This window comes from Dokdonia sp. R86516 (assembly GCF_044596715.1).
In the GTDB taxonomy this organism is placed as follows: domain Bacteria; phylum Bacteroidota; class Bacteroidia; order Flavobacteriales; family Flavobacteriaceae; genus Dokdonia.
In genome coordinates this window covers 1,893,415-1,919,250 of the sequence record NZ_CP138998.1, presented here as the reverse complement: position 1 = coordinate 1,919,250, position 25,836 = coordinate 1,893,415, and the positions used below count along the sequence as shown (strand labels likewise).

Annotated in this window: 27 protein-coding genes; 10 read left to right on the top strand and 17 right to left on the bottom strand. The window is 36.9% G+C overall.

From position 1 onward, the window contains the following. Window positions 1-15: 15 nt before the first annotated feature. Window positions 16-486, top strand: coding sequence for a hypothetical protein (locus SJY23_RS08740; RefSeq protein WP_396596050.1), 471 nt, complete (start codon window positions 16-18; stop codon window positions 484-486). Then, window positions 479-1,138, top strand: coding sequence for a hypothetical protein (locus SJY23_RS08735; protein WP_396596049.1), 660 nt, complete (start codon window positions 479-481; stop codon window positions 1,136-1,138). The genes SJY23_RS08740 and SJY23_RS08735 overlap by 8 nt, the downstream gene beginning before the upstream one ends. A 90-nt stretch (window positions 1,139-1,228) precedes the next feature. On the opposite strand, the gene SJY23_RS08730 is transcribed toward SJY23_RS08735, so the two are convergent. The 4 genes from SJY23_RS08730 to SJY23_RS08715 form a co-directional block, all read right to left on the bottom strand. Next, window positions 1,229-2,539 (bottom strand): dihydrolipoamide acetyltransferase family protein, encoded by a 1,311-nt coding sequence (locus SJY23_RS08730; RefSeq protein ID WP_035334278.1) that lies wholly within the window; start codon window positions 2,537-2,539, stop codon window positions 1,229-1,231. Between the two features lie 79 nt (window positions 2,540-2,618). Then, window positions 2,619-3,749: a glycosyltransferase family 2 protein gene (locus SJY23_RS08725; protein WP_396596048.1), complete on the bottom strand. Its 1,131-nt coding sequence runs from the start codon at window positions 3,747-3,749 to the stop codon at window positions 2,619-2,621. Window positions 3,750-3,833: 84 nt separating this feature from the next. Continuing rightward, on the bottom strand, window positions 3,834-4,451 hold the full coding sequence (gene recR / locus SJY23_RS08720) for a recombination mediator RecR (RefSeq protein ID WP_396596047.1): 618 nt from the start codon (window positions 4,449-4,451) through the stop codon (window positions 3,834-3,836). Window positions 4,452-4,509: 58 nt separating this feature from the next. Then, complete coding sequence (locus SJY23_RS08715; RefSeq protein WP_035334281.1) at window positions 4,510-5,151, bottom strand: protein-L-isoaspartate(D-aspartate) O-methyltransferase; 642 nt, start codon at window positions 5,149-5,151, stop codon at window positions 4,510-4,512. A 145-nt stretch (window positions 5,152-5,296) separates the two neighbouring features. Here SJY23_RS08715 and SJY23_RS08710 point away from each other — a divergent pair, with 145 nt between their 5' ends. The 8 genes from SJY23_RS08710 (at window position 5,297) to miaA (ending at window position 13,231) form a co-directional block, all read left to right on the top strand. Next, window positions 5,297-6,256 (top strand): Gfo/Idh/MocA family oxidoreductase, encoded by a 960-nt coding sequence (locus SJY23_RS08710; RefSeq protein ID WP_396596046.1) that lies wholly within the window; start codon window positions 5,297-5,299, stop codon window positions 6,254-6,256. 60 nt (window positions 6,257-6,316) lie between these two features. Continuing rightward, window positions 6,317-7,057, top strand: coding sequence for a hypothetical protein (locus SJY23_RS08705; RefSeq protein WP_396596045.1), 741 nt, complete (start codon window positions 6,317-6,319; stop codon window positions 7,055-7,057). A 96-nt stretch (window positions 7,058-7,153) separates the two neighbouring features. After that, entirely contained in the window at window positions 7,154-8,044 is an 891-nt protein-coding gene (locus tag SJY23_RS08700; protein ID WP_396596044.1) for a 3-hydroxyacyl-CoA dehydrogenase family protein, read from the top strand. Window positions 8,045-8,104: 60 nt separating this feature from the next. Beyond that, window positions 8,105-9,325, top strand: coding sequence for a DUF1015 domain-containing protein (locus tag SJY23_RS08695; RefSeq protein ID WP_396596043.1), 1,221 nt, complete (start codon window positions 8,105-8,107; stop codon window positions 9,323-9,325). Beyond that, window positions 9,325-9,972, top strand: coding sequence for a YggS family pyridoxal phosphate-dependent enzyme (locus tag SJY23_RS08690; protein ID WP_396596042.1), 648 nt, complete (start codon window positions 9,325-9,327; stop codon window positions 9,970-9,972). Before SJY23_RS08695 ends, SJY23_RS08690 begins: the two co-directional genes overlap by 1 nt. 69 nt (window positions 9,973-10,041) lie before the next feature. Beyond that, window positions 10,042-11,418, top strand: a complete 1,377-nt coding sequence (locus tag SJY23_RS08685) for an exonuclease domain-containing protein (RefSeq protein ID WP_396598113.1) — start codon at window positions 10,042-10,044, stop codon at window positions 11,416-11,418. Window positions 11,419-11,463: 45 nt separating this feature from the next. Continuing rightward, window positions 11,464-12,327: an ion transporter gene (locus SJY23_RS08680; protein WP_396596041.1), complete on the top strand. Its 864-nt coding sequence runs from the start codon at window positions 11,464-11,466 to the stop codon at window positions 12,325-12,327. Continuing rightward, the gene (gene miaA, locus SJY23_RS08675) at window positions 12,320-13,231 is read left to right on the top strand and encodes a tRNA (adenosine(37)-N6)-dimethylallyltransferase MiaA (protein WP_396596040.1); all 912 of its coding nucleotides are present in this window, start codon (window positions 12,320-12,322) and stop codon (window positions 13,229-13,231) included. The genes SJY23_RS08680 and miaA overlap by 8 nt, the downstream gene beginning before the upstream one ends. A gap of 51 nt (window positions 13,232-13,282) precedes the next feature. Here miaA and SJY23_RS08670 read toward each other — a convergent pair whose 3' ends face one another. The 13 genes from SJY23_RS08670 to SJY23_RS08610 form a co-directional block, all read right to left on the bottom strand. Continuing rightward, window positions 13,283-13,993 carry a response regulator transcription factor gene (locus tag SJY23_RS08670; protein ID WP_396596039.1) on the bottom strand — a complete coding sequence of 237 codons (711 nt, stop codon included), beginning with the start codon at window positions 13,991-13,993 and terminating at the stop codon, window positions 13,283-13,285. 1 nt (window position 13,994) lies between these two features. Then, complete coding sequence (locus SJY23_RS08665; protein ID WP_396596038.1) at window positions 13,995-15,542, bottom strand: sensor histidine kinase; 1,548 nt, start codon at window positions 15,540-15,542, stop codon at window positions 13,995-13,997. Window positions 15,543-15,648: 106 nt separating this feature from the next. Then, the gene (coaE, locus tag SJY23_RS08660; protein ID WP_035334290.1) at window positions 15,649-16,248 is read right to left on the bottom strand and encodes a dephospho-CoA kinase; all 600 of its coding nucleotides are present in this window, start codon (window positions 16,246-16,248) and stop codon (window positions 15,649-15,651) included. A gap of 4 nt (window positions 16,249-16,252) precedes the next feature. Continuing rightward, the gene (locus tag SJY23_RS08655) at window positions 16,253-17,197 is read right to left on the bottom strand and encodes a hypothetical protein (RefSeq protein ID WP_396596037.1); all 945 of its coding nucleotides are present in this window, start codon (window positions 17,195-17,197) and stop codon (window positions 16,253-16,255) included. A 15-nt stretch (window positions 17,198-17,212) separates the two neighbouring features. Continuing rightward, on the bottom strand, window positions 17,213-18,223 hold the full coding sequence (locus SJY23_RS08650) for a glycosyltransferase (protein ID WP_396596036.1): 1,011 nt from the start codon (window positions 18,221-18,223) through the stop codon (window positions 17,213-17,215). Between the two features lie 115 nt (window positions 18,224-18,338). After that, window positions 18,339-19,166: an enoyl-ACP reductase gene (locus SJY23_RS08645; protein ID WP_396596035.1), complete on the bottom strand. Its 828-nt coding sequence runs from the start codon at window positions 19,164-19,166 to the stop codon at window positions 18,339-18,341. Window positions 19,167-19,257: 91 nt separating this feature from the next. Further along, window positions 19,258-20,910 (bottom strand): DNA repair protein RecN, encoded by a 1,653-nt coding sequence (gene recN, locus SJY23_RS08640; RefSeq protein WP_396596034.1) that lies wholly within the window; start codon window positions 20,908-20,910, stop codon window positions 19,258-19,260. A 119-nt stretch (window positions 20,911-21,029) separates the two neighbouring features. Then, window positions 21,030-21,917 carry a DUF4835 family protein gene (locus SJY23_RS08635; RefSeq protein WP_396596033.1) on the bottom strand — a complete coding sequence of 296 codons (888 nt, stop codon included), beginning with the start codon at window positions 21,915-21,917 and terminating at the stop codon, window positions 21,030-21,032. Next, window positions 21,914-23,122 carry a bifunctional phosphopantothenoylcysteine decarboxylase/phosphopantothenate--cysteine ligase CoaBC gene (coaBC, locus tag SJY23_RS08630; protein WP_396596032.1) on the bottom strand — a complete coding sequence of 403 codons (1,209 nt, stop codon included), beginning with the start codon at window positions 23,120-23,122 and terminating at the stop codon, window positions 21,914-21,916. Before coaBC ends, SJY23_RS08635 begins: the two co-directional genes overlap by 4 nt. Window positions 23,123-23,126: 4 nt before the next feature. Next, a complete protein-coding gene (locus tag SJY23_RS08625) occupies window positions 23,127-23,468 on the bottom strand; it encodes a DNA-directed RNA polymerase subunit omega (protein WP_396596031.1) in 342 nt (113 codons plus the stop codon). Window positions 23,469-23,479: 11 nt separating this feature from the next. Next, entirely contained in the window at window positions 23,480-24,292 is an 813-nt protein-coding gene (locus SJY23_RS08620; protein WP_396596030.1) for an outer membrane protein assembly factor BamD, read from the bottom strand. Between the two features lie 113 nt (window positions 24,293-24,405). Then, on the bottom strand, window positions 24,406-25,290 hold the full coding sequence (gene dapA / locus SJY23_RS08615) for a 4-hydroxy-tetrahydrodipicolinate synthase (protein ID WP_396596029.1): 885 nt from the start codon (window positions 25,288-25,290) through the stop codon (window positions 24,406-24,408). Then, window positions 25,290-25,811, bottom strand: a complete 522-nt coding sequence (locus SJY23_RS08610) for a DUF6913 domain-containing protein (RefSeq protein ID WP_396596028.1) — start codon at window positions 25,809-25,811, stop codon at window positions 25,290-25,292. Before SJY23_RS08610 ends, dapA begins: the two co-directional genes overlap by 1 nt. Window positions 25,812-25,836: the final 25 nt, after the last annotated feature.

Sequence of the window (25,836 nt, the reverse complement as noted above, 5' to 3'; positions counted from 1 at the left end):
GATTTTAAGATAATTATGAAAAATAAACTTTTACTGTTAGCCTTTTTAATTTTCGCTTTCGCGAAAATGGGAACCGCACAAAACTCCCCTTTCACCACAGATGATGTCTCTGGTGTTTATAGTAAGGGGGTTGACACCACCTCAGAGAACGCTAAATTTGATACAAGTACAAAATTCACAAAATCACTTACCTTAGCACCCAACGGCAGATTTGAGTATCACAATTTTAGACAACATAAAGGTCAAGAAGAAGAGCACTGGTGGGCACGCGGTAACTGGAAACTTGAGGGTAAAGTTGTTGTTTTTACAACTACCGAAGATGATATAAACGATCAATTTACAATTGATTTAAACAATACAAAAGCGCGCTTCTTTAAGAAGTCTCCTCGCAATAAATCGCCTAAAATTCAGCCTACATATATTCAGTTTTTCGAATCTGACTACTCACTCACTAAGAATTTAAAACTTCCTAAAACAGATGAATAGATTACAACTATTATTTTTTATAGCCTTGGTGTCAGGGTTTCAATTTTTCGCGAAAGCGCAACAAAACAACACACCTCCTGTCGAATTGATAGAAGATAAACAAGCAAAAAGATGGTTACTCTATGCTCAAAACAACACAGATGAAGAGCAAGAGGCTTTCCTAATCGTGCAGGGAGAAGGCTTTAGAAGAAGCGCAGATAGGCCTGTGATAAAAAAACTCCCACCCAACTCAAAAGTTCTCATGATTACACTTATCCCTCTCAAAGGAGTGGAGCCTACCTACACTAAGATTTTTACTTATGAGAACGAATTACAAGACATCTCTACCAGAAAAGGAGCAGACAAAGAGGAGTTTGTAAACATAAGACCCCTAAAGGATGATGAACTCACCGTATTTACAGAGCCAGATTGCGAGAAATGTAAGTTGCTCACAGATTTTTTAAATAAAAATCATTACAAATACCGTGTGCTGGATGTAAGTACTAACAACAAGGTGAATGACTTTATGTTTGATCATCTCAAAACCTCTAGTTATAAAGGTGGGATTATAGACTTGCCCGTTGTAATGTTTGAAGGCAGAAAGCACTGGAGTATTGTAGATATTAAAAACTTTATACGCGAGTATGACTGGAAAGGATTAAAAAAGAACTAATCTATATAGCTCAGCTATTATTAAGTTTATAAAACAAGAAAGGCGCAACTCACGTTGCGCCTTTGGCTTATATAGTTTTGATCGCTTTACTTATACTTCGCGATTTACATCAAATCCTTCTAGATACTCAGCAACACGTTTTACAAACTGCCCGCCCAGTGCTCCATTTACCACACGGTGGTCATAAGAGTGTGAAAGGTACATTTTCATACGTATCCCGATAAAATCTCCATCTGGAGTTTCTATTACCGCAGGTACTTTACGTATTGCTCCTAGCGCAAGAATTGCAACTTGCGGCTGATTGATAATAGGAGTTCCCATGATAGACCCAAAGGTTCCTACATTTGTTACCGTATAAGTTCCTCCAGCAGTATCATCTGGTTTTAATTTTCCATCCCTAGCACGTCCCGCAAGATCATTAACAGACTTTGCCATCCCTACGAGATTAAGTTGGTCTGCATTTTTTATTACAGGTACTATAAGATTACCATCTGGTAAAGCGGCTGCCATACCTAGGTTTATATTTTTACGTTTTATGATTTTATCACCATCTACGGCAATATTAATCATAGGGAAATCACGTATAGCTTTTGCTACAGCCTCCATAAATATAGGAGTAAAGGTTAAATTCTGACCTTCTTTTGCCTTAAAGCTATCCTTGTGTTTCTTTCTCCAGTTCCAGATGTTTGTTACATCTGCTTCAATAAAAGATTGAACGTGTGCACTTGTTTGTACAGATGCGACCATGTGATGCGATATGAGTTTACCCATACGTGTCATCTCTATAATCTCATCTTCACCATTTACACTTACTGGTGTTGCTTTTACTGCTGGAGCAGCCTTAGCAGCAGGTGCTTGTTTTTGTGCAGCTGGTTTAGCCGGAGCTGTACCACGAGTAGAAAGATATGTCAACATATCATCCTTAGTCACTCTACCATCTTTACCTGTCCCTGCAATGGCATCTAGCTCTGCTTGATCAATACCTTCTTCCTTAGCCATGTTACGCACCAGTGGTGAGTAAAAACGGTCTCCAGAACTTACAGGTGCAGCTACTGCGTCTTTTGCTGCAGTTACAGTTTGAGCGACTGCAGCAACTGCAACCTCTTCTTTTTTAGTTTCTTTTTGAGCAGGCGCTGGTGTAGCGTCACCGCTTCCTTCTCCTTCGGTTTCTATAATAGCAATAGTCTGCCCTACCTCAACAACATCATCTACTTCAAACAGTTTTTCTATTAAAACACCGTCTACTTCACTAGGAACTTCACTATCTACCTTATCTGTAGCGATCTCTAATACAGGCTCATCTGCCTCTATAGTATCTCCTACTTCTTTTAACCAAGTTGTAAGCGTTGCCTCTGCAACACTCTCTCCCATTTTTGGTAGCTTTAATTCAAATCTTGCCATATTCGTAAAATGTAGCTGTTTTTAATACTCGTTTTTGCAAAAATAGTAATTAAATCAATCCAATAGTGATTATAAAGTACTAATCTCTATTAAACACAATCACGTCACCCTTCCCTACACTACTATTACTGCCTATTGCAAAAGTACCATTTTTAGGAATGATTTTATAGGTAGCACCACTACCCTCATGTGTTATAATTTCCTTAATTATGTCGCTATAGCCTATATATGTAGCATCAAACACTAGCTCTTGTCCTTCTTTTGGAACACACATAGCGCTTATCATAGACACTGGTTTTGTTACCGCTTTCGCGAAAGCGTCACTTAAAAACTTATTATCCGTAAGCAACAAATACTCCTGCACATAACACTCACCACCAGCAAGATTAGATTGTAAATACTTTTTATAAAACCCAGCCTTAAACTTTGCTAAGCTCACACCAACATTCACAAGAAAACCTTTGAACACATTATCGCCAAAGTGCTTTTCATAAAACAATTGCATCGCTCCATAAAAACACTTTCTATAATGCTCATCCCTTACTGTGCTCTCTCCTTTAAAATGTAGTATCGCCTCATCGCCTACGTAGTAATTGCCATAACCAGCCTTTGTAATGGTGTAAGACAAGTCTATATCTTCACCGAACATAAAATAGCGTTCATCAAAGCCCCCTACTTCTTTGTAGAGTTTGCGAGACATAAACATAAATGCTCCCACTAGAATAGAAACCTCCCCCCTAGCATCACTAGCTATATGAGTGGCATAATAAGAAGATCCGTAACCCATCATCTTACTTAAAGCAACTTTGAGAGTGGGAACATTGCGTTTACTTTCTGGCAGATAAGCTCCTCTTCCATTTACAAGACGGACTCCTTGTGCTCCTTTATATTGATCTGAAGCTATTTCTAACAAACATGTAAACACACTTGAAGGCACCACCGTATCAGGGTTAAGAATACATATATGAGTTCCTTGCGCTATGTCAACCCCTTGATTATTTGCAGATGAAAAGCCAACATTATTGTCATTAGCAATAATCTTTACCTCAGGAAACTTCTCCTTGACCATTTGCACACTTCCATCTACAGAGGCATTATCAACTACTATAATCTCTGCATCAATTAAAGCTACAGCTTCCTGTACACTGTCCAGGCATAGCTCTAGATAGTGCATGACATTATAACTTACAATGATTATGGATAGTTGCAAAAAGCTTAAAGGAATTTAATAAGTTTTACTGTGTACAATCGATAGCGACATGGTTGAAAATTTACCAATTGACAATATATTAATTTAATTCTTTAAAGAATTTTCAAAAGGAATGCGATGTAAGATACTTCTTCCTAGGGTAACCTCATCTGCATACTCAAGCTCATCACCTACAGAAATACCGCGGGCAATGGTAGAGGTCTTAATATCATAAGCCTCAAGCTGTCTATAAATATAGAAGTTTGTAGTGTCCCCCTCCATTGTAGAGCTCAATGCAAAAATCACCTCCTTTAACTCTCCGCTTTTTGCTCTATCTATGAGTGAAAAGATATTTAAATCCTGAGGCCCTATACCATCCAGCGGACTGATTTTACCTCCTAGCACGTGGTATAACCCACGATACTGACTGGTATTCTCTATCGCCATTACATCCCTTACGTCTTCTACCACACAAACTATGCTTTCATCCCTATTAGGATTTGAGCATATCTCGCATAATACCACATCTGAGATATTGTGACACTTTTTACAGAACTTAATAGTATCGCGCATTGTATTTAACGCTTCTGTAAGGTGGTGAGTTTGTGTTTCTGGCTGTCGTAATAAGTGTAATACTAATCGTAATGCAGTACGCTTACCTACTCCTGGGAGTTGAGACATTTCATAGACTGCATTTTCAAGAAGTTTTGAAGAGAATTCCATAGTTGTAAAGATAACTCTTTAGTGACGTTATGTAAAAATCTCTTAGATTATAGACGCTCTAATTCTTATCCTCCAGTAGCGGTACAAATCTAAATTCTCCGTATTCCTTTTTCTCAAAAGAAGTGGCAGAAGTTCGTACGTAGCGTTGCATAATTTGAGGATCATCACCTACAGGTATGATAAGTCTACCCCCTATCTTGAGTTGAGCGAGTAGGGGTTTTGGAACAAACGGAGCTCCAGCCGTCACTATAATACTATCAAAAGGTGCATAAGACGGTAATCCCTTGTACCCATCACCAAAACTTAAAAAACGAGGTCTATATCCTAGCTTAGTCAGAAACAACTTTGTTTTCTTATACAACTCTTGCTGGCGTTCTATGGAATATACTTTGGCTCCTAGTTCACAAAGCACAGCAGTTTGGTAACCACTTCCAGTCCCTATCTCAAGAACTTGGTCTCCTTTTTTAATTTCCATTAACTCACTTTGAAAAGCGACTGTATATGGTTGTGAGATGGTTTGATCTGCAGCGATAGGAAACGCTTTGTCTTGATATGCGTGATGCTCAAAACTACTATCCATAAAAAAATGACGCGGAATCTTCCCAATCGCTTTAAGAACAAGATCATTGGTGATTCCCTTATCTCTCAATATTTGAACAAGTTGACGGCGTTTTCCTTGGTGGCGAGTAGTATCTTTCATGAATTACTAAATTAGAAGAAAAGTTGGAAATTTAACATATCTCTAGCTAAGATTTTACACCCATTTTAAAAAAATATTCTTTGAAGAAATGTGTATGCTCTCAAAAAGTATCTAAAACCTTATTTTTGTATAAAAATCAAACACTATGCTTAAAGCTGGCGTACTAGGTGCTGGACACTTAGGAAAAATACACTTAAAACTTCTTAAACTTTCTGAACACTACGATCTTGTAGGGTTTTATGACACCTCAAAAGAGGTTAGAGATGCCATCTCTCAAGAATTTGGCTACACTGCTTTTGAGACCGAAGAAGATTTAATCAACGCCTGTGATATGGTAGATGTAGTGACCCCTACTACCTTCCACTATGCAAGTGCCGAAAAAGTAATCAAAGCTGGAAAGCACCTCTTTATTGAAAAACCAATAACAACTACCGTTGATGAGGCAGAAAAACTACTCACACTTGCAGAAGAACACAACGTTCTAGGGCAAGTAGGTCATGTAGAGCGCTTCAATCCGGCATTTATGTCTGTGAGTCACTCCATTAAGAGCCCTATGTTTATCGAGGCACATAGACTTGCAGAATTTAATCCAAGAGGAACAGATGTCCCCGTGGTTTTAGACCTTATGATACATGACATTGATGCAATACTAAGTGTTGTAAATAGTCCTGTAAAAAGTGTCAATGCGAGTGGTGTATCTGTTATATCAGAAACTCCAGATATTGCAAATGCCCGTATTGAGTTTGAAAACGGATGTGTTGCAAACCTAACCGCGAGCCGCATCTCTATGAAAAACATGCGTAAAGCACGTTTCTTTCAGAAAGACGCATATATTTCGGTAGATTTTCTTGAGAAAAAAGTAGAGGTTGTAAAAATGAAAGACGCTCCAGAATCTCCAGATGATTTTGCAATGATTCTTCAGAATGCAGAAGGAATCAAGAAGCAAATTTATTTTGACAATCCAGATGTACCTAGCAATAACGCAATACTTGATGAGCTAGACGCTTTCGCGAAAGCAATAAAAGAAAACACCACCCCAATCGTATCATTGAAGGCTGGAACAGAAGCTTTACGAGTAGCAAAAATGATTATTGCAGATTTTTAAATAAAAACAATCATCTACCAATTAAAACACTCAATTAGGTCTAACATGAAAACAAACTACTTGACACTTCTGCTAATTGCGGCGCTATTCATAACAGCCTGCTCTTCAGATGATGAAACTGTTTCAACAGAAGAAAACAACAACGCCTTACAATACACTAAAACTACGATAACAATTGACGAGGTTACAAGTGATTTTCAGCTATATGAATACCAAAATTCTGGAAGACTTTTTAAAATCACTCAATATGCCGACCTAGGATACTCAACCAGCGAAGCATTTTTTGAAGGTGATAATAGATTCCCATATAGGATAGTAAGATCTGAATATAATCAAAATCAAGAAAGCATTATCAGAAGCGACTATTTTATAGAGTTAGCAGATAACAAACTAGTTTTGACGGATTCTCAAAGTCCTGTAGTAATGGAGATACTCTTTACAGGAAAATATATAGACAGCGAACTTTTTTCTGTTACTGAGACAGGTTTTGAACGCGAAACCATTTTCACACGAAACTCTGATAATAACCTCATAAATCAAACTGAAGGAAATGAATTAGACATCACATACTCTGATTTTGACACAAACCATTTTAAAGATCCATTAGGTGGTGCTGTTTCAGAAACAAATCATATTTTGTATGCACTTCTTGATTTAGAAGAGAGTAAAAATACACCACTTACATCAGAAGCTTTTGGTGTATCACAAACTACTGAGCTCATTTATGACGGAGATTATGTTGTAGGATATATCGAATATGATGGAAGTACAGAGATACTTCTTGAGCATACTTATGAGTAAAATCCTTTAAGTAGAAGGAACTTTTTTAATTATGAAAATTAACTTATTAGTTTGAATTCTGTAAAGAATACGACACCATTCAAAATTTTATATAAAATGAAAAACATAGCAGTTATAGGAGCAGGAACAATGGGCAATGGTATTGCTCACACTTTTGCTCAAAGTGGTTACCAAGTTCAACTAGTAGATATCTCTCAAGATTCTCTAGACCGTGGGATTACTACTATCTCAAAAAACCTAGATAGAATGGTTGCCAAAGAGCGTATTACCGCTATAGAAAAGCAGCAAACTCTTGACAACATAACTACATATACAAACCTTGCAGAAGGCGTTAAGAATGCGGAGCTTGTAGTTGAAGCCGCTACCGAAAACGTAGATTTAAAATTAAAGATTTTTGAATCTCTAGATGAAGCCACAAGTGACTCATGCATACTTGCTACAAACACATCTTCTATTTCAATTACTCAGATTGCGGCTGTTACAGAACGTCCAGACCAAGTAATAGGAATGCACTTTATGAATCCTGTGCCTATCATGAAACTTGTAGAAATCATAAGAGGTTATAATACGAGTGACCTTACTACAAAGACCATCATGGAACTTTCTGAAAAGCTAGGTAAAGTACCAGTGGAGGTTAACGATTACCCAGGATTTGTAGCAAATCGCATCCTTATGCCTATGATTAATGAGGCTATAGAAACGCTATACAACGGTGTGGCTGGTGTTTATGAAATAGACACAGTTATGAAACTAGGGATGGCACACCCTATGGGACCATTACAACTTGCAGATTTTATAGGTCTAGATGTTTGTCTATCAATCCTAGAGGTAATGCACGACGGCTTTAAAAATCCAAAATATGCACCTTGCCCGCTCTTAGTAAACATGGTGAGAGCTGGAAAATTAGGAGTGAAGTCTGGTGAAGGTTTTTACGACTATAAAGAAAGTCGCAAGGCAGAGAAAGTCGCAGCGATGTTTGCTTCATAATCTCAAAAAGACTCATAACTTGATAAAGGCGCATTGTTTTGCGCCTTAAGTACATATAACATGGCAAAAATTCTCCCATTCCGTGCGGTAAGACCTACTAGAGACAAAGTAGGGCTGGTTGCTACACGCGCCTACCAATTTTATGATCAAGTAGGACGCGACCACAGAATGGCACAAAATCCGTTCTCATTCTTACATATTATCAACCCAGGATATAAATTTCAAAAAGAAATCACCGGGAAAAAACGTTTTGAACTTGTGCGCAATCGCTATCAAGAATTTAAAGATGATGGTGTCTTTGTTAAGGAAGAGCAACCTGCATTTTATGTATATAGAATTGTAGATAGAGAAAAGAATACCTTTTGTGGTATTGTAGCTAGCGCTTCTGTAGAAGACTATGAGAAGGATATTATAAAAAAACACGAAGACACGCTAGAAGACCGCGAGACTCTTTTTACAGAATACCTAGACACTGTAGGCTTTAATGCAGAAGCTGTATTGCTCACTTATAAAAACTCTGATGAGATTGAGAGCATTCTCAACAATGTAATGAGCGATCGCGCCGAGTATGAATTTACAACCACTTATCGCGACACACATTACTTATGGCCAGTAACAGACACGGCGACTATAGAAAAGCTGCAACATGCTTTTGCTAGCATGGATAGTCTCTACATTGCAGATGGTCATCATAGATCTTCTTCCTCTGCCTTACTTTCTAAAAAACACATTAAAGATCAAGAAAGCTACCATTCATTTATGAGCTTCCTCATACCTGAATCAGAGTTACTCATTTATGAATTCAATAGACTTATAAAGGACCTTAACGGTCTGAGTAAAGAAGCTTTTTTAATAGCACTAGACAGCAAGTTTAGAATTGAGAATCGAGGAACCACTCCTTATAAACCATCAAAGAAACATCACTTTAACATGTATCTGGATGGTGAGTATTACAGCCTCTACTTAAGACATAGCTTGCGCACTTTTGACACTCCGCTAGATAGACTAGACACTCACATATTATACGAAACGGTACTTAAACCTATTTTAGGAATCATAGATTTGAGAAATGATGACCGCATAGTATATGTAGATGGAAGGCGTGATATCTCTAGCTTAACAGATCGTATAGATAGTAAGGAATATGCAGTGAGCTTTGGTATGCTTCCAGTAACTATCAATGAGCTAAAAGAAATAGCAGACGCTGGATTAAAAATGCCACCAAAAAGTACGTATATTGAACCTAAACTACGCAGCGGCGTAACCATTTACGAATTTTAATGAGTATAGCAGAAAATATCTTACGCTTTCGCGGAAACATTCCTTCACATGTTACTCTTGTAGCTGTTTCAAAAACAAAACCTGTTTCAGACCTTATGGAGGCGTATGAAACTGGCCAACGCATTTTTGGAGAGAATAAAATTCAAGAAATGACAGACAAGTGGGAAGAAATGCCCAAAGATATACAGTGGCACATGATAGGTCACGTTCAAACCAATAAAGTAAAATTTATGGCTCCATACGTGAGCCTTATACATGCTGTAGATCGTTTAAAACTTATTAAAGAAGTAAACAAACAAGCAGCAGCAAATAACCGAGTAATTGATATACTTATTCAGATTAAGATTGCTCGTGAAGATTCAAAATTTGGTATGGCAGTGCAGGATGCGGTCAAGCTTTTTGAAGAAAACACATTAGATAATTATCCACATGTAAATGTTGTTGGACTGATGGGAATGGCAACTTTTACAGATAACCAAGATCAAATTGCGGCAGAGTTTGAGTTGCTAGAAGGATTATTTTTACGCTTTCGCGAAAGCGCAAATCTTACCATACTATCCTCAGGAATGAGTGGTGATTATAAACTCGCAATTGACAAAGGGAGCACTATGATTAGAGTAGGAAGCAGTATTTTTGGTGCTAGATAACTTTAATTACTCTGACTTATATTTAAAATAACGTGATTCCCTAAAAACTGGAATTTTAAAAAATAGCATATTTACGCAATACTAGACATAGAAACCACTGGCGGTAAGTACAACGAAGAAGGTATAACAGAAATCGCCATTTATAAATTTGACGGACATCAAGTTGTAGACCAATTTATCACTCTCGTAAATCCAGAACGCCCCATACAAGCATTTGTAGTAGGACTTACTGGCATTAACAACGGGATGTTAAAAGATGCTCCAAAGTTTCATGAAATAGCAAAGCGTATTATTGAAATTACTGAGGGATGTATTATTGTGGCTCATAATGCCCAGTTTGACTATCGCATTTTAAGTCTAGAGTTTGACAGACTCGGATATCCGTTTGAAAGAACAACGCTATGCTCTGTAGAGCTCTCACAAGAGTTGCTCCCAGGTCATGATAGCTATAGCCTAGGCAAGTTAACGAAGGCACTAGGAATCGCGATGTCTAACAGACATAGAGCAGATGGAGATGCTATTGCCACAGTAAAGCTTTTTAAGCTACTCCTAGAAAAAGATCCAGAAAAGACAATTATAACCAAGGCCATACGCTCTTTCCCAAAAAAGCATATGGATACCAAACTCAAGGACCTCATAAGAAGCGTTCCTTCTGAGACTGGTGTATACTTTATGCATAATGTAAATGGAACCATCATTTACATAGGCAAAAGTAAAAACATGAAAAAACGCCTTACGCAACATTTTACTAATGATAATCGTAAGAGTAAGCAAATACAAGATCAGGTAGAAACGGTTACTTACCAGATTACAGGTACTGAGCTCATTGCACTTCTAAAGGAAAATGAAGAAATAAAACGCAAAAAGCCAAAGTTTAATAGAGCCTTACGTAGAACTAAATTTAAGGTACAGCTCACTCACTATACAGACAGTGAAGGCTATATACACCTTAAGACTGAAAGAGCAGATGCACGTAAGGAATCTATCACTACCTACAGCAACACCATGAGTGCCAAAGCTAATCTAGAGCGCATTATAGACTCGTATGATTTATGCCAAAATAAGACGCTGTACAATGAGAAGAATGGTAACTGCTTTAATTACACTATTAAAAAATGTAATGGCGCTTGTATAGGTGAAGAATCACCAGAATCTTATAATAAAAGGGTTCAGGCTTTTTTAGATAAGCACAGCTATACAAATAAGAGTATGGTGATTGTTGAGCGTGGTCGCACTTCAAATGAACGCTCTGTAGTACTTATAGAAGATGGGGTTTTTAAAGGGATAGGTTATTTTAAACCTGACTTCCAACTTAACAATCTAGAAACACTCAAAGCTATTATAACTCCCATGGAGGATAACAGAGATGCTAGACATATTATCCAAAGTTATTGTCGTAGTAGAAAACGACTTAAGATTATCCTGCTAGACCAGATCACTAACTAGCACAGAAAACACTATTTTTAAGCCACTGTATAAAAATTAGATATTTTGACAAAAGAGGGTACATCATTCTGGCGCAGGAAACTACATGATATTATTTACGAAGCAGATACACCTGCTGGAAAATTATTTGATGTAGTACTACTTGTTCTCATACTAGCAAGTATTGCATTAGTCATGCTGGAGAGTGTAAAGAGTTTAGATGCAAAATACCATGATGTTTTTGAGATAGGAGAATGGATTATCACCATCTTCTTCACGCTAGAATACTTTGCGAGAATTATAACGATAAAGAAACCTACAAAATATATTTTTAGCTTTTACGGGCTTATCGATTTCTTCTCAACGATACCACAATATCTTGCATTTTTCTTTATTGGTTCAAACGCCTTACTCACTGTAAGAGCACTGCGTCTCTTACGAGTATTTAGGATTTTAAAAATCACGAGATACGTAGGTGAGTCTAATAAGTTATCAAAGGCGCTACGAGATAGTAGAGCTAAGATTAGCATTTTCTTATTTGCCGTACTCATTCTGTGTATAATCGCTGGTACTATTATGTATATGGTAGAAGGAGAAGAAAGTGGTTTTTCAAGCATACCTGTAAGTGTTTACTGGTGTATTGTAACACTCACAACGGTAGGTTTTGGTGATATTGCACCCGTTACTCCACTTGGACAACTTATTGCTGCTGTCATCATGATTCTAGGATATGGTATTATTGCAGTACCTACAGGTATTGTAAGTGCAGAATATGCAAAAGACATGAGCTCAGAAAAAATCACGATAGATGGTGAAGATTATGTGCATATGAACACGCAAGCATGCGTAAACTGTAATGCAAAGAAACATCGTGATGACGCAGAGTTTTGTCATAAATGCGGACACACGCTTAATGTCTCACATGAGTAAATATCTCATCCCCATCGTAGGACCTACTGCAATAGGTAAAACTGCACTTTCTATTAAAGTTGCACAATATCTTAAGACAGAAATTCTATCTGCAGACTCTAGACAGTTTTTTAAAGAGATGTACATAGGTACCGCTGTTCCAGAACCTGAGGAACTCAACGCAGCTCCACATCACTTTATACAGCACCTTTCGGTAGATCAAGATTACAGTGTAGGTCATTTTGAAAAAGATGCTATCCAGAAAATTACGGCACTACATAAAAAATATGACACACTCGTTATGGTAGGTGGCTCAGGCATGTACGTGGATGCTGTCATTAATGGCTTAGATGAGTTTCCACCTGTAAAGGATGGTGTACGGGCAAAGCTCAAAGATTTACACGAGAGCGAAGGCATTGAAGCACTACAGGAACTTCTATTAGAAAAAGACCCAACATATTACGAGCAAGTTGATATACAGAACACACAGCGTGTCATTAGAGCTTTAGAGGTATGTCTTTCGGCAGATGAGCCATTTTCATTTTACAGAAATAGACCTAAACCTAAGCGCAATTTTGAAACCATCAAAATAGGATTACAAGCAGACCGTAAAATCATGTATGATCGTATTAATTTACGCGTAGATCTTATGATTAAAAATGGTCTGGTTGAAGAGGTGGAAAGTTTGCTTTCGCGAAAGCATAACAACGCCCTTATAACTGTAGGCTACAGAGAACTTTTTGAATATTTTGAAGGCACAGTTACTCTAGAGAGGGCTATTGAAAATATAAAAACAAATACCCGTCGTTTTGCAAAGCGACAAATGACCTGGTATCGTCGTGATGAGACTATCAATTGGTTTGACTACAAGACACCTTTTGAAGAAATAGCGTCTTTTATAAATAAAAAAACGCACCACTCATAGAGTGGTACGTTTTTATAGGTACACTAATATCGTTTATACCGATATTGGCTATTAGTCGTCTTTCTTCACAACCAGACGGAATCCCTCTCCGTGTATGTTTAAGATCTCTACAAGGTCATCCTTTTTAAGGTACTTACGTAGTTTTGCAATATATACATCCATACTTCTAGATGTAAAGTAATTATCATCTCTCCAGATTTTTGTAAGGGCTAGTTCACGTGGCATTAAATCATTTTCATGAAGTGCAAGCATGCGTAATAACTCATTTTCCTTAGGAGATAATTTTATAGGCTCTTCTTCTTTATACGTTAAGAAACGTAGCTTTGAATTTAAGTGGAAGTTACCAATATTGAATTCAAACTGCTTAGAATCTGCAACAGAATCAACAGATTTACGCTGTATGATTGCCTTAATTTTCATAAGAAGGACTTCACTATCAAATGGCTTGTTTAAGTAGTCATCTGCTCCTACTTTATATCCTTTAAGGACATCTTCTTTTAGCGCCTTAGCTGTCAAAAAGATGATAGGAATATCTTCATTCTTCTCTCTTATCTCTTTGGCTAGTGTAAATCCGTCTTTATAAGGCATCATTACATCGAGGATACAAAGATCGTAATCGTCTTTTTTGAATTTTTCAAATCCTTCCATACCGTTCTTTGCATGAGTGACATTGTAGTCATTCATCATAAGGTAATCTTTAAGAACTGTTCCGAAGTTCGGATCGTCCTCTACTAGTAAAATCTTTTTGTTTTCAGTTTCCATATTAATATGATATTAGTGGTATTTTGATTATGAATGTACTTCCCATTCCTTTTTCACTTTCAACGGAGATTTCTCCTTGGTGGTCATCTACGATTCTTTTTGCGTAGGCAAGTCCCAATCCGTGGCCTTTTACATTATGTATGTCTCCTGTGTGCTCACGATAAAATTTGTCAAATACTTTTTTCTGTACTGCCTTGGTCATACCATCACCTTTGTCTTTAATCTTGATGATAATTGAGTCCTTTGTGTTTTCTGTATAGACGTCAACCTCTGGCGCTCTATCTTCTGGAGTATACTTTACAGCATTATCCATAATATTTACTAAAACATTAGTAAAGTGTGACTCATTTGCTAGTACTGGTGTACGCTCTGCATCTAGATGAAGATCTATATAACCGCCGCGATCTTCTACTATTAATAGGACGTGATTGCTAGCGTCTTCTACTAGTTCATGCATATCTAAACGTTCCTTTTGAATATCTAGTTCATTCTTTTCAAGTTTTGAAATACGTAAAACGTTTTCTACTTGACCATGCATTCTTTTATTTTCTTCTCTTATAAGTCCTTGATAATAACTAACCTTTTCGGGATTAGCACTTATTTTTGAGTTTTTAAGGGCATCTAATGCAAGGTTTATAGTTGCTATAGGCGTTTTAAACTCATGCGTCATATTATTTATAAAATCTGTTTTTATTTGAGAGATTTGACGCTGCTTATTAAGTTGATGTAATGCGCTTGAATATGCTATAACGATAATGAGTGTAAATATTATAGACAGGCCAGCCATTCCTAAAATAGAAGAAATTACAAACTTCTTTTCCCCTGGAAACTGTACATATAATGAGTAGTCACTTAAGTCTTGATTATATAGAAATATTGGCTCGCTATATCCTGGAGCAGATTTTCTAAATTTAAAATTTTCTGATCTTACCTTAGTAAGTAAATCATTACTATACACTCCAAAATCAAAATCTGTTTCTAGATTTCTCTCTGCAAGCTCTATCGTTAACAGTCTTTCTATTTCTTCTGCAGTTAGTCTTTTATGAATAGGAATCTTAGTCGCTATCTCACTCACTATATCAGAAAATCTAAACTTCTCATAGTCAATAAGACGTGAAAACTCTTGTATTCTATTTGAGGTGGTTTCTTCTCCTCCTTCTACGTTATTCTTTCTTATAATTTGAGTAGACTTTCTGTTTGCATAACGTTTAAAGGCAATACTATCACCTTTTTCACCTATAAAACCAGGTGCTGTTATTTTAAAATCTTCTTGAAGAATACCGCTTGTATAAAGAATAAGTTCATTATTTACTAGATCCTCATTTAGATAAAAATACTCATCAAATGTAAGATCATCCGGCACACCAATACTATCTACCATATTCTGCACAGGGTAATAGTAATCTTCCAATTCTCTGTTTTCAATTTTATCTACAACGGCAGATAAAGCTTGTCTAGCATTAAAGCTAAATTGCTCTCGCTTTGTCTCAACACTACTTGTTATCCAATAACCTTGAACAAAGATGATTCCTATGAGTGAAAGACTCATAAGAATGATTAATAAGTAAAACAGTTTTTTATTCACTATCCAAAAGTAAGATTTTAACATTTGAAGCCGATTCGGTTTAACCAAATGTTAACAAGCAGCTATTTTACTACTTCCATCCCCTACTAATGCGCATCATAATGTGAGTGTGAATGCGACCTACAGCGTCTTTGGACAAGTCTAAAAACTCATTTTCTATGAGTACATCTGCCATAGCGGTCTTACGATTATCTGTCCATTGTGAATTCATGCGTTTAATTACGTCATTTTCTGACGCTTGATCCCTCTTCATAACACGTGCAATTCGATCGCTTTTTGGAGCAGTAACTAAAATAGTATAATCACAATCTAGGTGACCGCCATTTTCAAAAAGTATAGCTACTTCTTTAATAACGTAAGGAGCGTTTTGTTCTGAAGCCCATTTTAAAAAATGTTTTTTTACTGCCGGATGCACTATGCTATTAAGCCTTTTTAATAGTTTAGGACTACTAAACACCTCATTTGCGATATAAGCTCTATTTAGCTTACCGTCTATATAAGACTGATCGCCTAGTAAAAATGTAATTTGCTTTATTAAGACCTCATCTGTGTTCATGAGTTTCTTAGCCTCCACGTCTGCAATATAAATGGGCACTCCTAGCTCGTTAAAAAACGAACCTATTGTTGTTTTACCACTTCCTATTCCTCCTGTGAGACCTACAATAATCATACTCTTAGTTTACTACAATAAATTTAACTTGCTTATTAATAAGTCGTACAGACTTAACTCCTTTAGGTTCTCTAGCAATTTTGAGCGTTAAATATGCGTCTGCATTACTTGCTGTAGCATAATCACAAGTCACTAAAAAGTCTGATGGTGTTATACTTTCAAAATTCTCAAGTTCTACCAGGTAAATAATTTCGGCCGTTTTTGGTAAGATTTTTACACGCTTCTCCGGATCATTTAATACAGTTATAGGTACCGTAATTTTACCTTCTGTAAATTTTGCAATTTCTTGATGTAGTGTTATCGACTTATGAGATATCTTAAGTTCATCTGGCAGGGCATCAAGTGATAGCTGCACTTTTTCTGAAAGATCTGTGTTGATATTTAAAATTTCCTTTTGTTCTGTGGGAATGAAACGTATGTTTGATAACAACGAACTAGGACCAACAACGGTAACACTGTCTGGTACTATAGCCATTTTATTACGTCCTCCATAACCACTTTTATAGTCAAGGGTCGCCTTGGATATCACCGGGACCTGTTTTGATGCAACAGAATCTATTGTTATAGTAATTTGAGAAGGTGTCATCGATAGTATAGACAGATCACCATTCATAACACTTTTGATCACTTGCTGGTTTCCATTTGTATTAAACACAAAGTCCCTTTTAGACACTTGATCTAATTGATCATAAGGTATTGCCGCCACTGGAGCATCTAATGCATTTGCAAGTAAAGAGAATCCAGATCCCTCTGTTTGTATTTTAATAAGCTCCGGCGCTATGGTTTGTATCGTTCTATCCAGTGGAACATCTGTGACGCTTAGTGCTACTTCGTATTGTGTATTGTATGTTTTTGAAAGCTTTATAAGAGCAGCGACAATGGTAGTAAGCAAGAGGAAGAAAAAGAATTCTCGCGCAGTTACACTATTAATCTTAATTCCCTTAGACATAAATTACAAATCGTTTTACCCCTCTAATGTACTAAAAAAAAGGTGTGGATACCGCTTGCGGGGCTCCTTGCCTAACCATTTAATTTGCATTGTAGAAGCCAGAAAGCCTGTACCATAACCATAAAACTGTATAAATGTGGCCATTACACTAAGTAATCCAATAGCTATACTTTTATTAATAATAGAGGCATGTAAAAATATGAGAGCAGTGTATAGTGCATAAAAACTTATTGCAAGATAATATCCCGCTAAAAGAAGCACTAAGCCCACAACAAGTCCTAACATAAAGAGTGTAGGAAACCAGTACGTTATTTTGGCCGTAGTGGGATGCCATTTATTTAAGATAGGCCGCACAAGTCCAAATTTATTTACTTGTATATAAAATTTCTTCCAAGAAATGCGGCGTTTGTGATATACAAAAGCTTGTGGAATAAGTGCTGTTTTAAAATTAAGTTTCCATAACCTCAATACTAAATCTGGATCTTCACCTGGGTGGATATTCCCAAAACCTCCACTTGCCTCAAATGCTTTTTTAGAGAGACCCATATTAAAACTTCTAGGCTGGAATTTGCCTGTATCTTCTCCTCCACCTCTTATTCCGCCAGTGGTGAACAGAGAGGTCATACTATAACTTATTGCCTTTTGTAAATTAGAAAAATCAGGGTGCGCAGCGTCTGGACCTCCAAAACAGTCTACATAATTTTTCTGTAATTGTTCATCCATAACACCCACATATGATGGAGGCAGTATGCAATCAGAATCTAAAATTATAAAGTAATTACCACGAGCTCGTTGCATTCCATAGTTACGAGAGCTTCCTGGTCCAGAATTCGGTTTTGGTAAATATGTTATATCTAGATGGGGAAATGCAGCAATTTCATCCTCGCAAGAGATTGTAGATCCGTCTTCAATGATTACTATCTCGTAAGGTATTGTAGATTCTTGCGCGTCAAAACTTGCTAGTAATTCGGCGATTTCATCTGGGCGATTAAAAACGGGTACAATAAAAGAATAAGATAATTGCATATTAAGACAAAGCTAACGGTTACACCATAGGGAAGCAATAAAAAACCATCGAGGATGTGTCGATGGTTTTAATGTGATATTAGTACGCTTTCGCGAAAGCGTAAAAAATAAAAATCTATTCGTGCCCTTCTGCTTTCATAAAAGATTCCATCACCTCATTACTCACACCAGTGTTGCTAAAACCTCCATCATTATAAAGGTTTTGCATAGTCACACGCTTTGTAAGATCTGAAAATAATGAAATAGTATAATCTGCACAATCTTGAGCTGTAGCATTACCTAACGGGCTCATTTTTTCTGCATAAGCTATAAACCCATCAAATCCTTTTACCCCTTGTCCAGCCGTAGTAGGCGTAGGAGATTGAGAGATCGTATTTACACGTACGTTTTTCTCTTTACCGTAAAAGTAACCGAAGCTACGCGCGATAGACTCTAAGTATGCCTTATTATCTGCCATGTCATTATAATCTGGAAAAACACGCTGTGCTGCCATATAGGTAAGAGCAACGATACTTCCCCACTCATTCATTGCATCTTGCTTATAAAGCGTTTGCATCACTTTATGGAAAGACATTGCAGAGACGTCTGTTCCCTTTTGTGTCCAGTCATACTTTTGGTCTGTGTAAGCACGACCTTTACGTACGTTTATAGACATTCCAATAGAGTGTAAAACGAAGTCTAATTTACCACCTAAAATTTCTTGAGCCTTAGTTACAAGATTTTCAAGATCTTCTAGAGAGGTTGCGTCTGCAGGTATAATTTCTGAACCTGTCTTTTCGGCAAGGTCATTAATTTGTCCCATACGCATAGCGATAGGTGCGTTTGTAAGAACAAAAGTCCCTCCTTCTTCGTGCACACGCTCTGCGGTTTTCCAAGCGATTGAATTAGGATCCAATGCTCCAAAAATAATTCCGCGTTTTCCTTTAAGTAAATTATAACTCATAATATTATTAATGGTTTGATGTGTTTTGTTATGCTCTCTAGCTTGTTGTTGCTAAAAGAGTGTAAATATCGTAGTTTCTGTGCAAACAACCCTAATTAAGTAAATTTTTTGCGTGATCTATTGCGGCTTGACTTTGCTGGCTACCACCTAGCATTGCCGCTATCTCCACTATACGACCATCTTCATCTAGCTGCTCGATAAATGTCTGAGTGCGCTCATCTGTGTCTTTCTTATACACTTTAAAATGAGAAGCACCTTGTCCGGCTATTTGTGGTAAGTGAGTTATACTTATGAGCTGCATGGTGCGACCCATTTTTTTAAGTATACCACCCATCTTCACAGCAATATCTCCGCTTACTCCAGTATCTATTTCATCAAAAATGAGTGTAGGCAACTGTTTGTGTTTACTTAGTACAGACTTCAGAGCGAGCATAACTCTTGAGAGTTCTCCTCCAGAAGCACCTTTTCCTAAGGGCTTGAGATCACTTCCCTTATTTGCCGAAAATAAAAATTCTAACGTATCATTACCTGCGGCGTGAAGATCTTCTTGGGTAGCTAATGATACTTGAAATTGCGCATTAGGCATCCCTAGTTCTACTAACAATTTCTCTACAAGAGATTTTAAATGGGGTGCTGCCGTCGCACGCTCTTTATGAAGTTTTGTTGCTAACTTAATAGCTTTGTTATATTGTGTTTTGATTTTATTTTCTAGCGTTTCAATCTTATCATCAACTCCTGCAATATCCTGCAAATCGTTATCAAGATTGTTTCTAATATCAATAAGTTCTTTTACTGTGGCTACTTGATGCTTTTTAAGTAGCGAGTGCAGTAATTGCATTCTATTATTAAGTCGCTCTAATGCAAGAGGATCTGCATCTACCGCATCAGACATCTCACTTAAAGTTGCTCCTATATCTTCGAGTTCTAAAAGAGCACTATTAAGCTGCTCATAAATTGCAGTATACTGATTACCATAACTGCTTAATCGAGATAATGATGCTCTAGCCGCCGTGAGCTGATCTATTGCTCCACTTTCATCTAGGGAGATATTTTGAACAGCAGTAGCAAGCTGTTGCATAATCTCATCTGCATTACTTAGCGTATTAAGTTCTTCTTCTAAAGACTCATACTCACCTTCTTTTAAAGAGGCTTCATCTAGCTCATTAAAAAGGAAAGATTGATAGTCATATTCTAGCTGGGCTTGCTTTTTCTTTTCTAACAATTCCTTTAGCTCGCTCTGTAGTGCTTTCCAAGCTTTAAAAGACTCTTTGTATTGTCCCAGTAATTTGAGGTTGTCAGAAAATGTATCAATCATCTCAAATTGAAAATCATTTTCAACTACTTGTAATGTTTTATTCTGGCTATGTATATCAACTAACCTTGATCCTAAAATTGTAAGCTGCGCTAGCGTTACAGGAGTGTCATTTATAAATGCTCTACTTTTTCCAGATGGTAAAATCTCCCTCCTTACTATTGTCGCACTTTCGTAATCAAGATCGTGTTCTTTAAAAAAAGGATTAAGTTGATATCCCTCTATATGAAAAACACCTTCTACAATACATTTTTGTGTAGCATCTCCAGCACTTGACATATCTGCACGCTTACCAGTAATAAGTCCCAGTGCGCCCAGTAGTATAGATTTACCTGCACCAGTCTCACCAGTAATTACAGTAAAACCCTTGTCAAATCTGAGTTGAACGGACTGGATAAGTGCATAATTTTTTATAGATAATGATGTAAGCAATGGCTATAAATATTTAATTAATCTTAATGCTATTTACGTTTACAAATGTCGATTAAAGCTAATGAAAAATTCCCGCAAGACGGGAATTTTAAACATTGATTATTTTAGAATAACTGATTTTAAAATTTAATCTGCCTCCAAAAATTAGATTTAGTAGGCGCTACTTGATTAAGTACTTCTACAAGTGATGTTATATTAACCGATGGCCCTGAAGAAAATATAGATGCGATTTCCTCCGCTTTTGTATCGAAGAACACACGTGTTAAAAAGTTATTAGGCCTTTTTTTATATAAAGATTGAAACTGAGATAAAGTAGTCGATATTGTTTGTTTACTACGCTTCTTATCATCAACCATAAAATCTAAACCTGTACGGTGATAGCTATACATAATCCCAGCAAACTCTCTAAAGTTAGGAGACAATAAATCTTCGTTTAAACGATATCTCGATTGCGCGCCATCTTGAGGATTCCAACCAGTCTGGCTATTAGGTTGAGCTGTAGTTACAATTTGCTTTGCTTCTTGAAAATACTTATCCCCATCATTAAGCTTAAACGTATTTGCATCCATACCTATAATTGTATAAGCATAAAAAGCCATAACCGAAACTAAGTTAGAGTCAAAAGTATTAGGGTTATAAATAAGAGGCTGAAACTCTGTGTATTCAAAATCAAACTGCTTGTCATTAAAGTTAAAAGTAGCTGTATCGTAATTAGATCCATATACAGGTCTTGATGCTCCTACTTGCACAGTAGCTCTAAAATTATTTCCATCTTGCTGGGTGATGATAATATTAAAAGAACAATCTATGCGCTCTTGCTGTTTGAATCTACGATCTGTCCACTTTGTATTATTAACAAACTCCGTAAGTGATCTTTCTAGAGTTTTAAACACCTGAAGATCTGCCTTGTTAGTTTGCTCTGCGTTAATAACAACAACAGCGTTAAGCTCTTGAGCTATAGAATTTAAAGAAAACAATAAGACTATTAATAATGTAAAGGTTCTCATAGTACTTGTGATGCTATTTTATCAAATATATCAATAGATACTGCAGCCTTAGACTTTAACTCATATGGTGTTGCGGTACCTTCTTTATCAATAAACGTAATTTTATTGGTTTTGGTCTGAAAACCAGCACCTTTATCATTAAGCGAATTTAAAACAATCCCGTCAAGATTCTTTTTCTTTAATTTTTTTCGTGCATTTTCAATCTCATTTTGAGTTTCTAATGCAAAGCCAAGAAGGTATTGATGTTTTTTAATCTCACCTAAAGAAGCTAGAATATCCTTAGTTTTCACTAATTCAATACTCATTGAGCTATCATTCTTTTTTATTTTTTCTGTGGCAACAGTAGCTGGTTTATAATCTGCGACAGCGGCAGATGCTATTGCCACATCAACATCATTAAAGATCGCATGTGCCGCATCATACATTTGCTGCCCAGAGACTACATTATGCACAGTAATTGCACTGTTTGACACTTTAATTGCACTAGGTCCAAGTATTAAATCTACTTGAGCACCTAGACTTGCCGCTCTAAGAGCTAGCTCTACTCCCATTCTACCGCTACTATGATTTCCTATAAAACGCACAGGATCTATAGCTTCATAAGTAGGTCCAGCCGTAATCATCACACGTTTCCCTTTAAATGGTAGTTTATTAAGAATGTCTTTCTCTATAAATGAGACGATATCCTCTGGCTCTGCCATTCTTCCTTTTCCCACAAGACCAGAAGCTAGCTCACCACTAGTGGCTTCTATCATCACATTCCCGTAGGATTGTAATTTCTGAAAAGAATTTTCGGATGAAGGGTGGATGTACATATCTAGATCCATTGCTGGAGCAAAATACACTGGACATTTTGCACTCAGATATGTTGCAAGCAGCAAATTATCTGAGGCGCCATTTGCCATTTTTGAGAGTGTGTTTGCCGTAGCAGGAGCTATTACCATAAGATCTGCCCATAAGCCTAACTCTACATGATTAGTCCATACCGCATTCTCATCTCCTTCAATTGTAAATGAAGAGTGTACTGGATTACGAGAGAGTGTACTCAATGTAAGTGGAGTTACAAATTCCTTTGCTGCCTCTGTCATTACTACTTGCACAGAAGCGCCAGCCTTTATGAATGCTCTCACAAGACTGGCGCTTTTGTATGCTGCAATGCCAGCGGTAACTCCTAAAAGTATTTTTTTACCGCTTAAAACTGACATCTATCTACTCGTTACTTTTTCCTTCTTCAGTAGCGGTTGTGTCTCTATGGTAGATACGATCTTCTAACCACTCTTGCACTGCAAGTGCATGTGCTTTAGGAAGGCGCTCGTAAAACTTAGAAACTTCTATTTGTTCTTTATTCTCAAAGATCTCTTCAAGACTATCATTAAATGTTGCAAATTCATCCAACTTTTCTGACAATTCCTTCTTGATTTCAGTGTTGATTTGTGTAGCACGTTTTGAGATGATTGATATCGCCTCATAGATATTATTTGTAGGTGCATCTACAAGATTTTTATCAATAGTCGTGGTACTCAATGGTGCATCAATGTCCTTGATATTCATAGTATTCATCTTTAATTTAATAGATCATTTGCTTGCAGCGCTTCATTAATCTCTGCAAGTTCCTTTGCTGCCTCATCAGCATATTTTCCTTGAGGATAATATTTTTCTAGTGCATTGTAAGCTGCTTTTGCAGCTTTTAAACGTTCTACTTGACGACGTTTTACACTCCCCATAGCAAGCTGGTATGCAGAGTTAAACTTCCAGTATAAAGCATCTTCTCTGTAAATAGAGCCTGGGTAATCAAGCAAGAAATTATCAAATGCACTTATCGCATTTGGAAAAGTAAGCCTACTAGCCCCAATTTTATTGTACCCTTTTGCTATCTCATACGCTTTGCGCTCAAGCTTAGTTCTTAACTCTTGCACCTTTGCATTAGCCTCATCTAATTGCTCAGAATCTGGATACTCATTGATAAATCCTTGTAGCTTCTCTAGTGCTATATACGTATCCCCTTGATCTAAATTAAATCTAGGCGATCTTCTATAGTAACTCTCTGCACTCTTAAATGCAGCTTCCTCTCTTTTTGTACTCTGAGGAAATGACTTCACAAAACGTTCAAACTGATAACCAGCATCATAGTAGTCTCCTAGTTCATAAAAAGTATTTGCATATAAAAAAGTAACACGTTCTGCTTGAGGTCTCCCTCTATATAAAGGAACAATCTGATCCCAAAGCCTTAATGCTTTCTTGTATTTCCCTTGACTATACAAGGAATCTGCAAATTCATATTTTGCTTTAATATCATCGTTCTTGAGAACATCTTGATATGTTGAACAAGAGCTCAATAACACTACGGAAACTAATAGGAAAAATATATTCTTCATAAGGGTCTGAAACAGCAGGCAAAACTACGTAAAATCAATTACATAACATAACTTAATTAATAGTGCTCAAAAATAAACGCTTTGACCCTGCTAATTATTTTGTTATGATACGTTTAACTTTTTTGAATAACAGAGAGTGCGTCACCTATTTTTTCATGTAATACATCACTTGCTGCCATTAATGGCAATCGCACATAAGGCTCGCAAATTCCTTGATGAGATAATAACGATTTGATTCCAGCGGGGTTTCCTTCTTCAAAGATTAAATCTATCATTGATAGGAGCGGTAAGTGTTTTTGGTACGCTTTCGCGAAAGCGTTATTCAAACCATCATTCATAATCTGAGAAAAATAAGAAGGTAATCCTTGACCTATTACAGAAATAACACCACTACCACCTGCCGATACTAACGATAACGCAAGTGCATCATCTCCAGAAAGCACCACAAAATCTTCTGGCACCTTGTGTATCAAGTATAATACTTGAGCCATATCATTTACAGCTTCCTTTATAGCCACGATGTTCTCAAAATCACTAGCTAGTCTTGCCGAAGTCACTGGCAACATATTACTAGAAGTTCTACCTGGCACATTGTACAAAATGATAGGCAAAGGACTTGCCGCTGAAATAGCTGCAAAGTGCTGATATATTCCTTCTTGAGTAGGCTTATTATATGCGGGCGATACTGAGAGAATCGCTGTAATCCCATCAAGATCTGTCGTGCTAAGCTCCTCTACTACTGCAGCTGTATTATTACCACCTACACCTAACACTATAGGCAAACGTTTATTTGTAACTTTTACTATATGAGCAACAATCTGTTTCTTTTCTTGAATGGTAAGTGTTGCTGTTTCGGCAGTAGTACCTAGTGCTACTAGATAATTAATACCTCCAGCAATACAATGCTCTATAAGACGTGTAAGCCCGTCAAAATCTACAGATAAATCTTTGTGAAATGGCGTTACAAGGGCAACACCCGTTCCTCTCAACTCTTTCATTAATGTATAACTTTTAAAATCTTTAAATACTTTTCAAACTCTTTTATAAAAACTGACTCTTGTCCATCATCTACATGAATGGTAAGATCATTTACAGATTCCATTTCTGGAGATACTCCTATTTTTAAAACTGCATTAGACATTGCCGTCATTGCCCTAAGAGCAAGTGCATCTGTGTGATAGTAACTTATAAGAATATCAAAACGCTGTTTTTTAAAATCCTCAAGAGGTGCTGTTTTAAATACACCTTTCCACCCTATTTGTTTTTCTGAGAAAAGTGACGGAAGTTCTTTCTGCTCCTTAGTCAACGCTTTCCCGTACTCAAGCGTCACCAGATCTTTTTCTGAAAGATTTAAAATCTTAAGAATCTTTTTGAGAGATGCAGGATCAAAAGGCTTTGTACCGTCTTGTAATAATCCTACAACAACCGGTTTTGTCCCAGTAGGCTTATAATCGCGTTTGCGTAGTTGCTTGTCTATTTGCTTATGAATAGATTTTGCTTTTAATCCGTTTAAAAACATGTAACTTTACTTTCATACAAATGTA

Excerpts from the sequence above, each read along its gene's own strand:
- SJY23_RS08740 (WP_396596050.1), top strand. The coding sequence starts at position 16 with ATGAAAAATAAACTTTTACTGTTAGCCTTTTTAATTTTCGCTTTCGCG.
- SJY23_RS08735 (WP_396596049.1), top strand. The coding sequence starts at position 479 with ATGAATAGATTACAACTATTATTTTTTATAGCCTTGGTGTCAGGGTTT.
- SJY23_RS08730 (WP_035334278.1), bottom strand. The coding sequence starts at position 2,539 with ATGGCAAGATTTGAATTAAAGCTACCAAAAATGGGAGAGAGTGTTGCA.
- recR (WP_396596047.1), bottom strand. The coding sequence starts at position 4,451 with ATGGAATTCTCTTCAAAACTTCTTGAAAATGCAGTCTATGAAATGTCT.
- SJY23_RS08715 (WP_035334281.1), bottom strand. The coding sequence starts at position 5,151 with ATGAAAGATACTACTCGCCACCAAGGAAAACGCCGTCAACTTGTTCAA.
- SJY23_RS08710 (WP_396596046.1), top strand. The coding sequence starts at position 5,297 with ATGCTTAAAGCTGGCGTACTAGGTGCTGGACACTTAGGAAAAATACAC.
- SJY23_RS08700 (WP_396596044.1), top strand. The coding sequence starts at position 7,154 with ATGAAAAACATAGCAGTTATAGGAGCAGGAACAATGGGCAATGGTATT.
- SJY23_RS08695 (WP_396596043.1), top strand. The coding sequence starts at position 8,105 with ATGGCAAAAATTCTCCCATTCCGTGCGGTAAGACCTACTAGAGACAAA.
- SJY23_RS08690 (WP_396596042.1), top strand. The coding sequence starts at position 9,325 with ATGAGTATAGCAGAAAATATCTTACGCTTTCGCGGAAACATTCCTTCA.
- miaA (WP_396596040.1), top strand. The coding sequence starts at position 12,320 with ATGAGTAAATATCTCATCCCCATCGTAGGACCTACTGCAATAGGTAAA.
- SJY23_RS08670 (WP_396596039.1), bottom strand. The coding sequence starts at position 13,993 with ATGGAAACTGAAAACAAAAAGATTTTACTAGTAGAGGACGATCCGAAC.
- SJY23_RS08665 (WP_396596038.1), bottom strand. The coding sequence starts at position 15,542 with ATGAGTCTTTCACTCATAGGAATCATCTTTGTTCAAGGTTATTGGATA.
- coaE (WP_035334290.1), bottom strand. The coding sequence starts at position 16,248 with ATGATTATTGTAGGTCTCACAGGAGGAATAGGAAGTGGTAAAACAACA.
- SJY23_RS08655 (WP_396596037.1), bottom strand. The coding sequence starts at position 17,197 with ATGTCTAAGGGAATTAAGATTAATAGTGTAACTGCGCGAGAATTCTTT.
- SJY23_RS08650 (WP_396596036.1), bottom strand. The coding sequence starts at position 18,223 with ATGCAATTATCTTATTCTTTTATTGTACCCGTTTTTAATCGCCCAGAT.
- SJY23_RS08645 (WP_396596035.1), bottom strand. The coding sequence starts at position 19,166 with ATGAGTTATAATTTACTTAAAGGAAAACGCGGAATTATTTTTGGAGCA.
- SJY23_RS08635 (WP_396596033.1), bottom strand. The coding sequence starts at position 21,917 with ATGAGAACCTTTACATTATTAATAGTCTTATTGTTTTCTTTAAATTCT.
- coaBC (WP_396596032.1), bottom strand. The coding sequence starts at position 23,122 with ATGTCAGTTTTAAGCGGTAAAAAAATACTTTTAGGAGTTACCGCTGGC.
- SJY23_RS08625 (WP_396596031.1), bottom strand. The coding sequence starts at position 23,468 with ATGAATATCAAGGACATTGATGCACCATTGAGTACCACGACTATTGAT.
- SJY23_RS08620 (WP_396596030.1), bottom strand. The coding sequence starts at position 24,292 with ATGAAGAATATATTTTTCCTATTAGTTTCCGTAGTGTTATTGAGCTCT.
- dapA (WP_396596029.1), bottom strand. The coding sequence starts at position 25,290 with ATGAAAGAGTTGAGAGGAACGGGTGTTGCCCTTGTAACGCCATTTCAC.
- SJY23_RS08610 (WP_396596028.1), bottom strand. The coding sequence starts at position 25,811 with ATGTTTTTAAACGGATTAAAAGCAAAATCTATTCATAAGCAAATAGAC.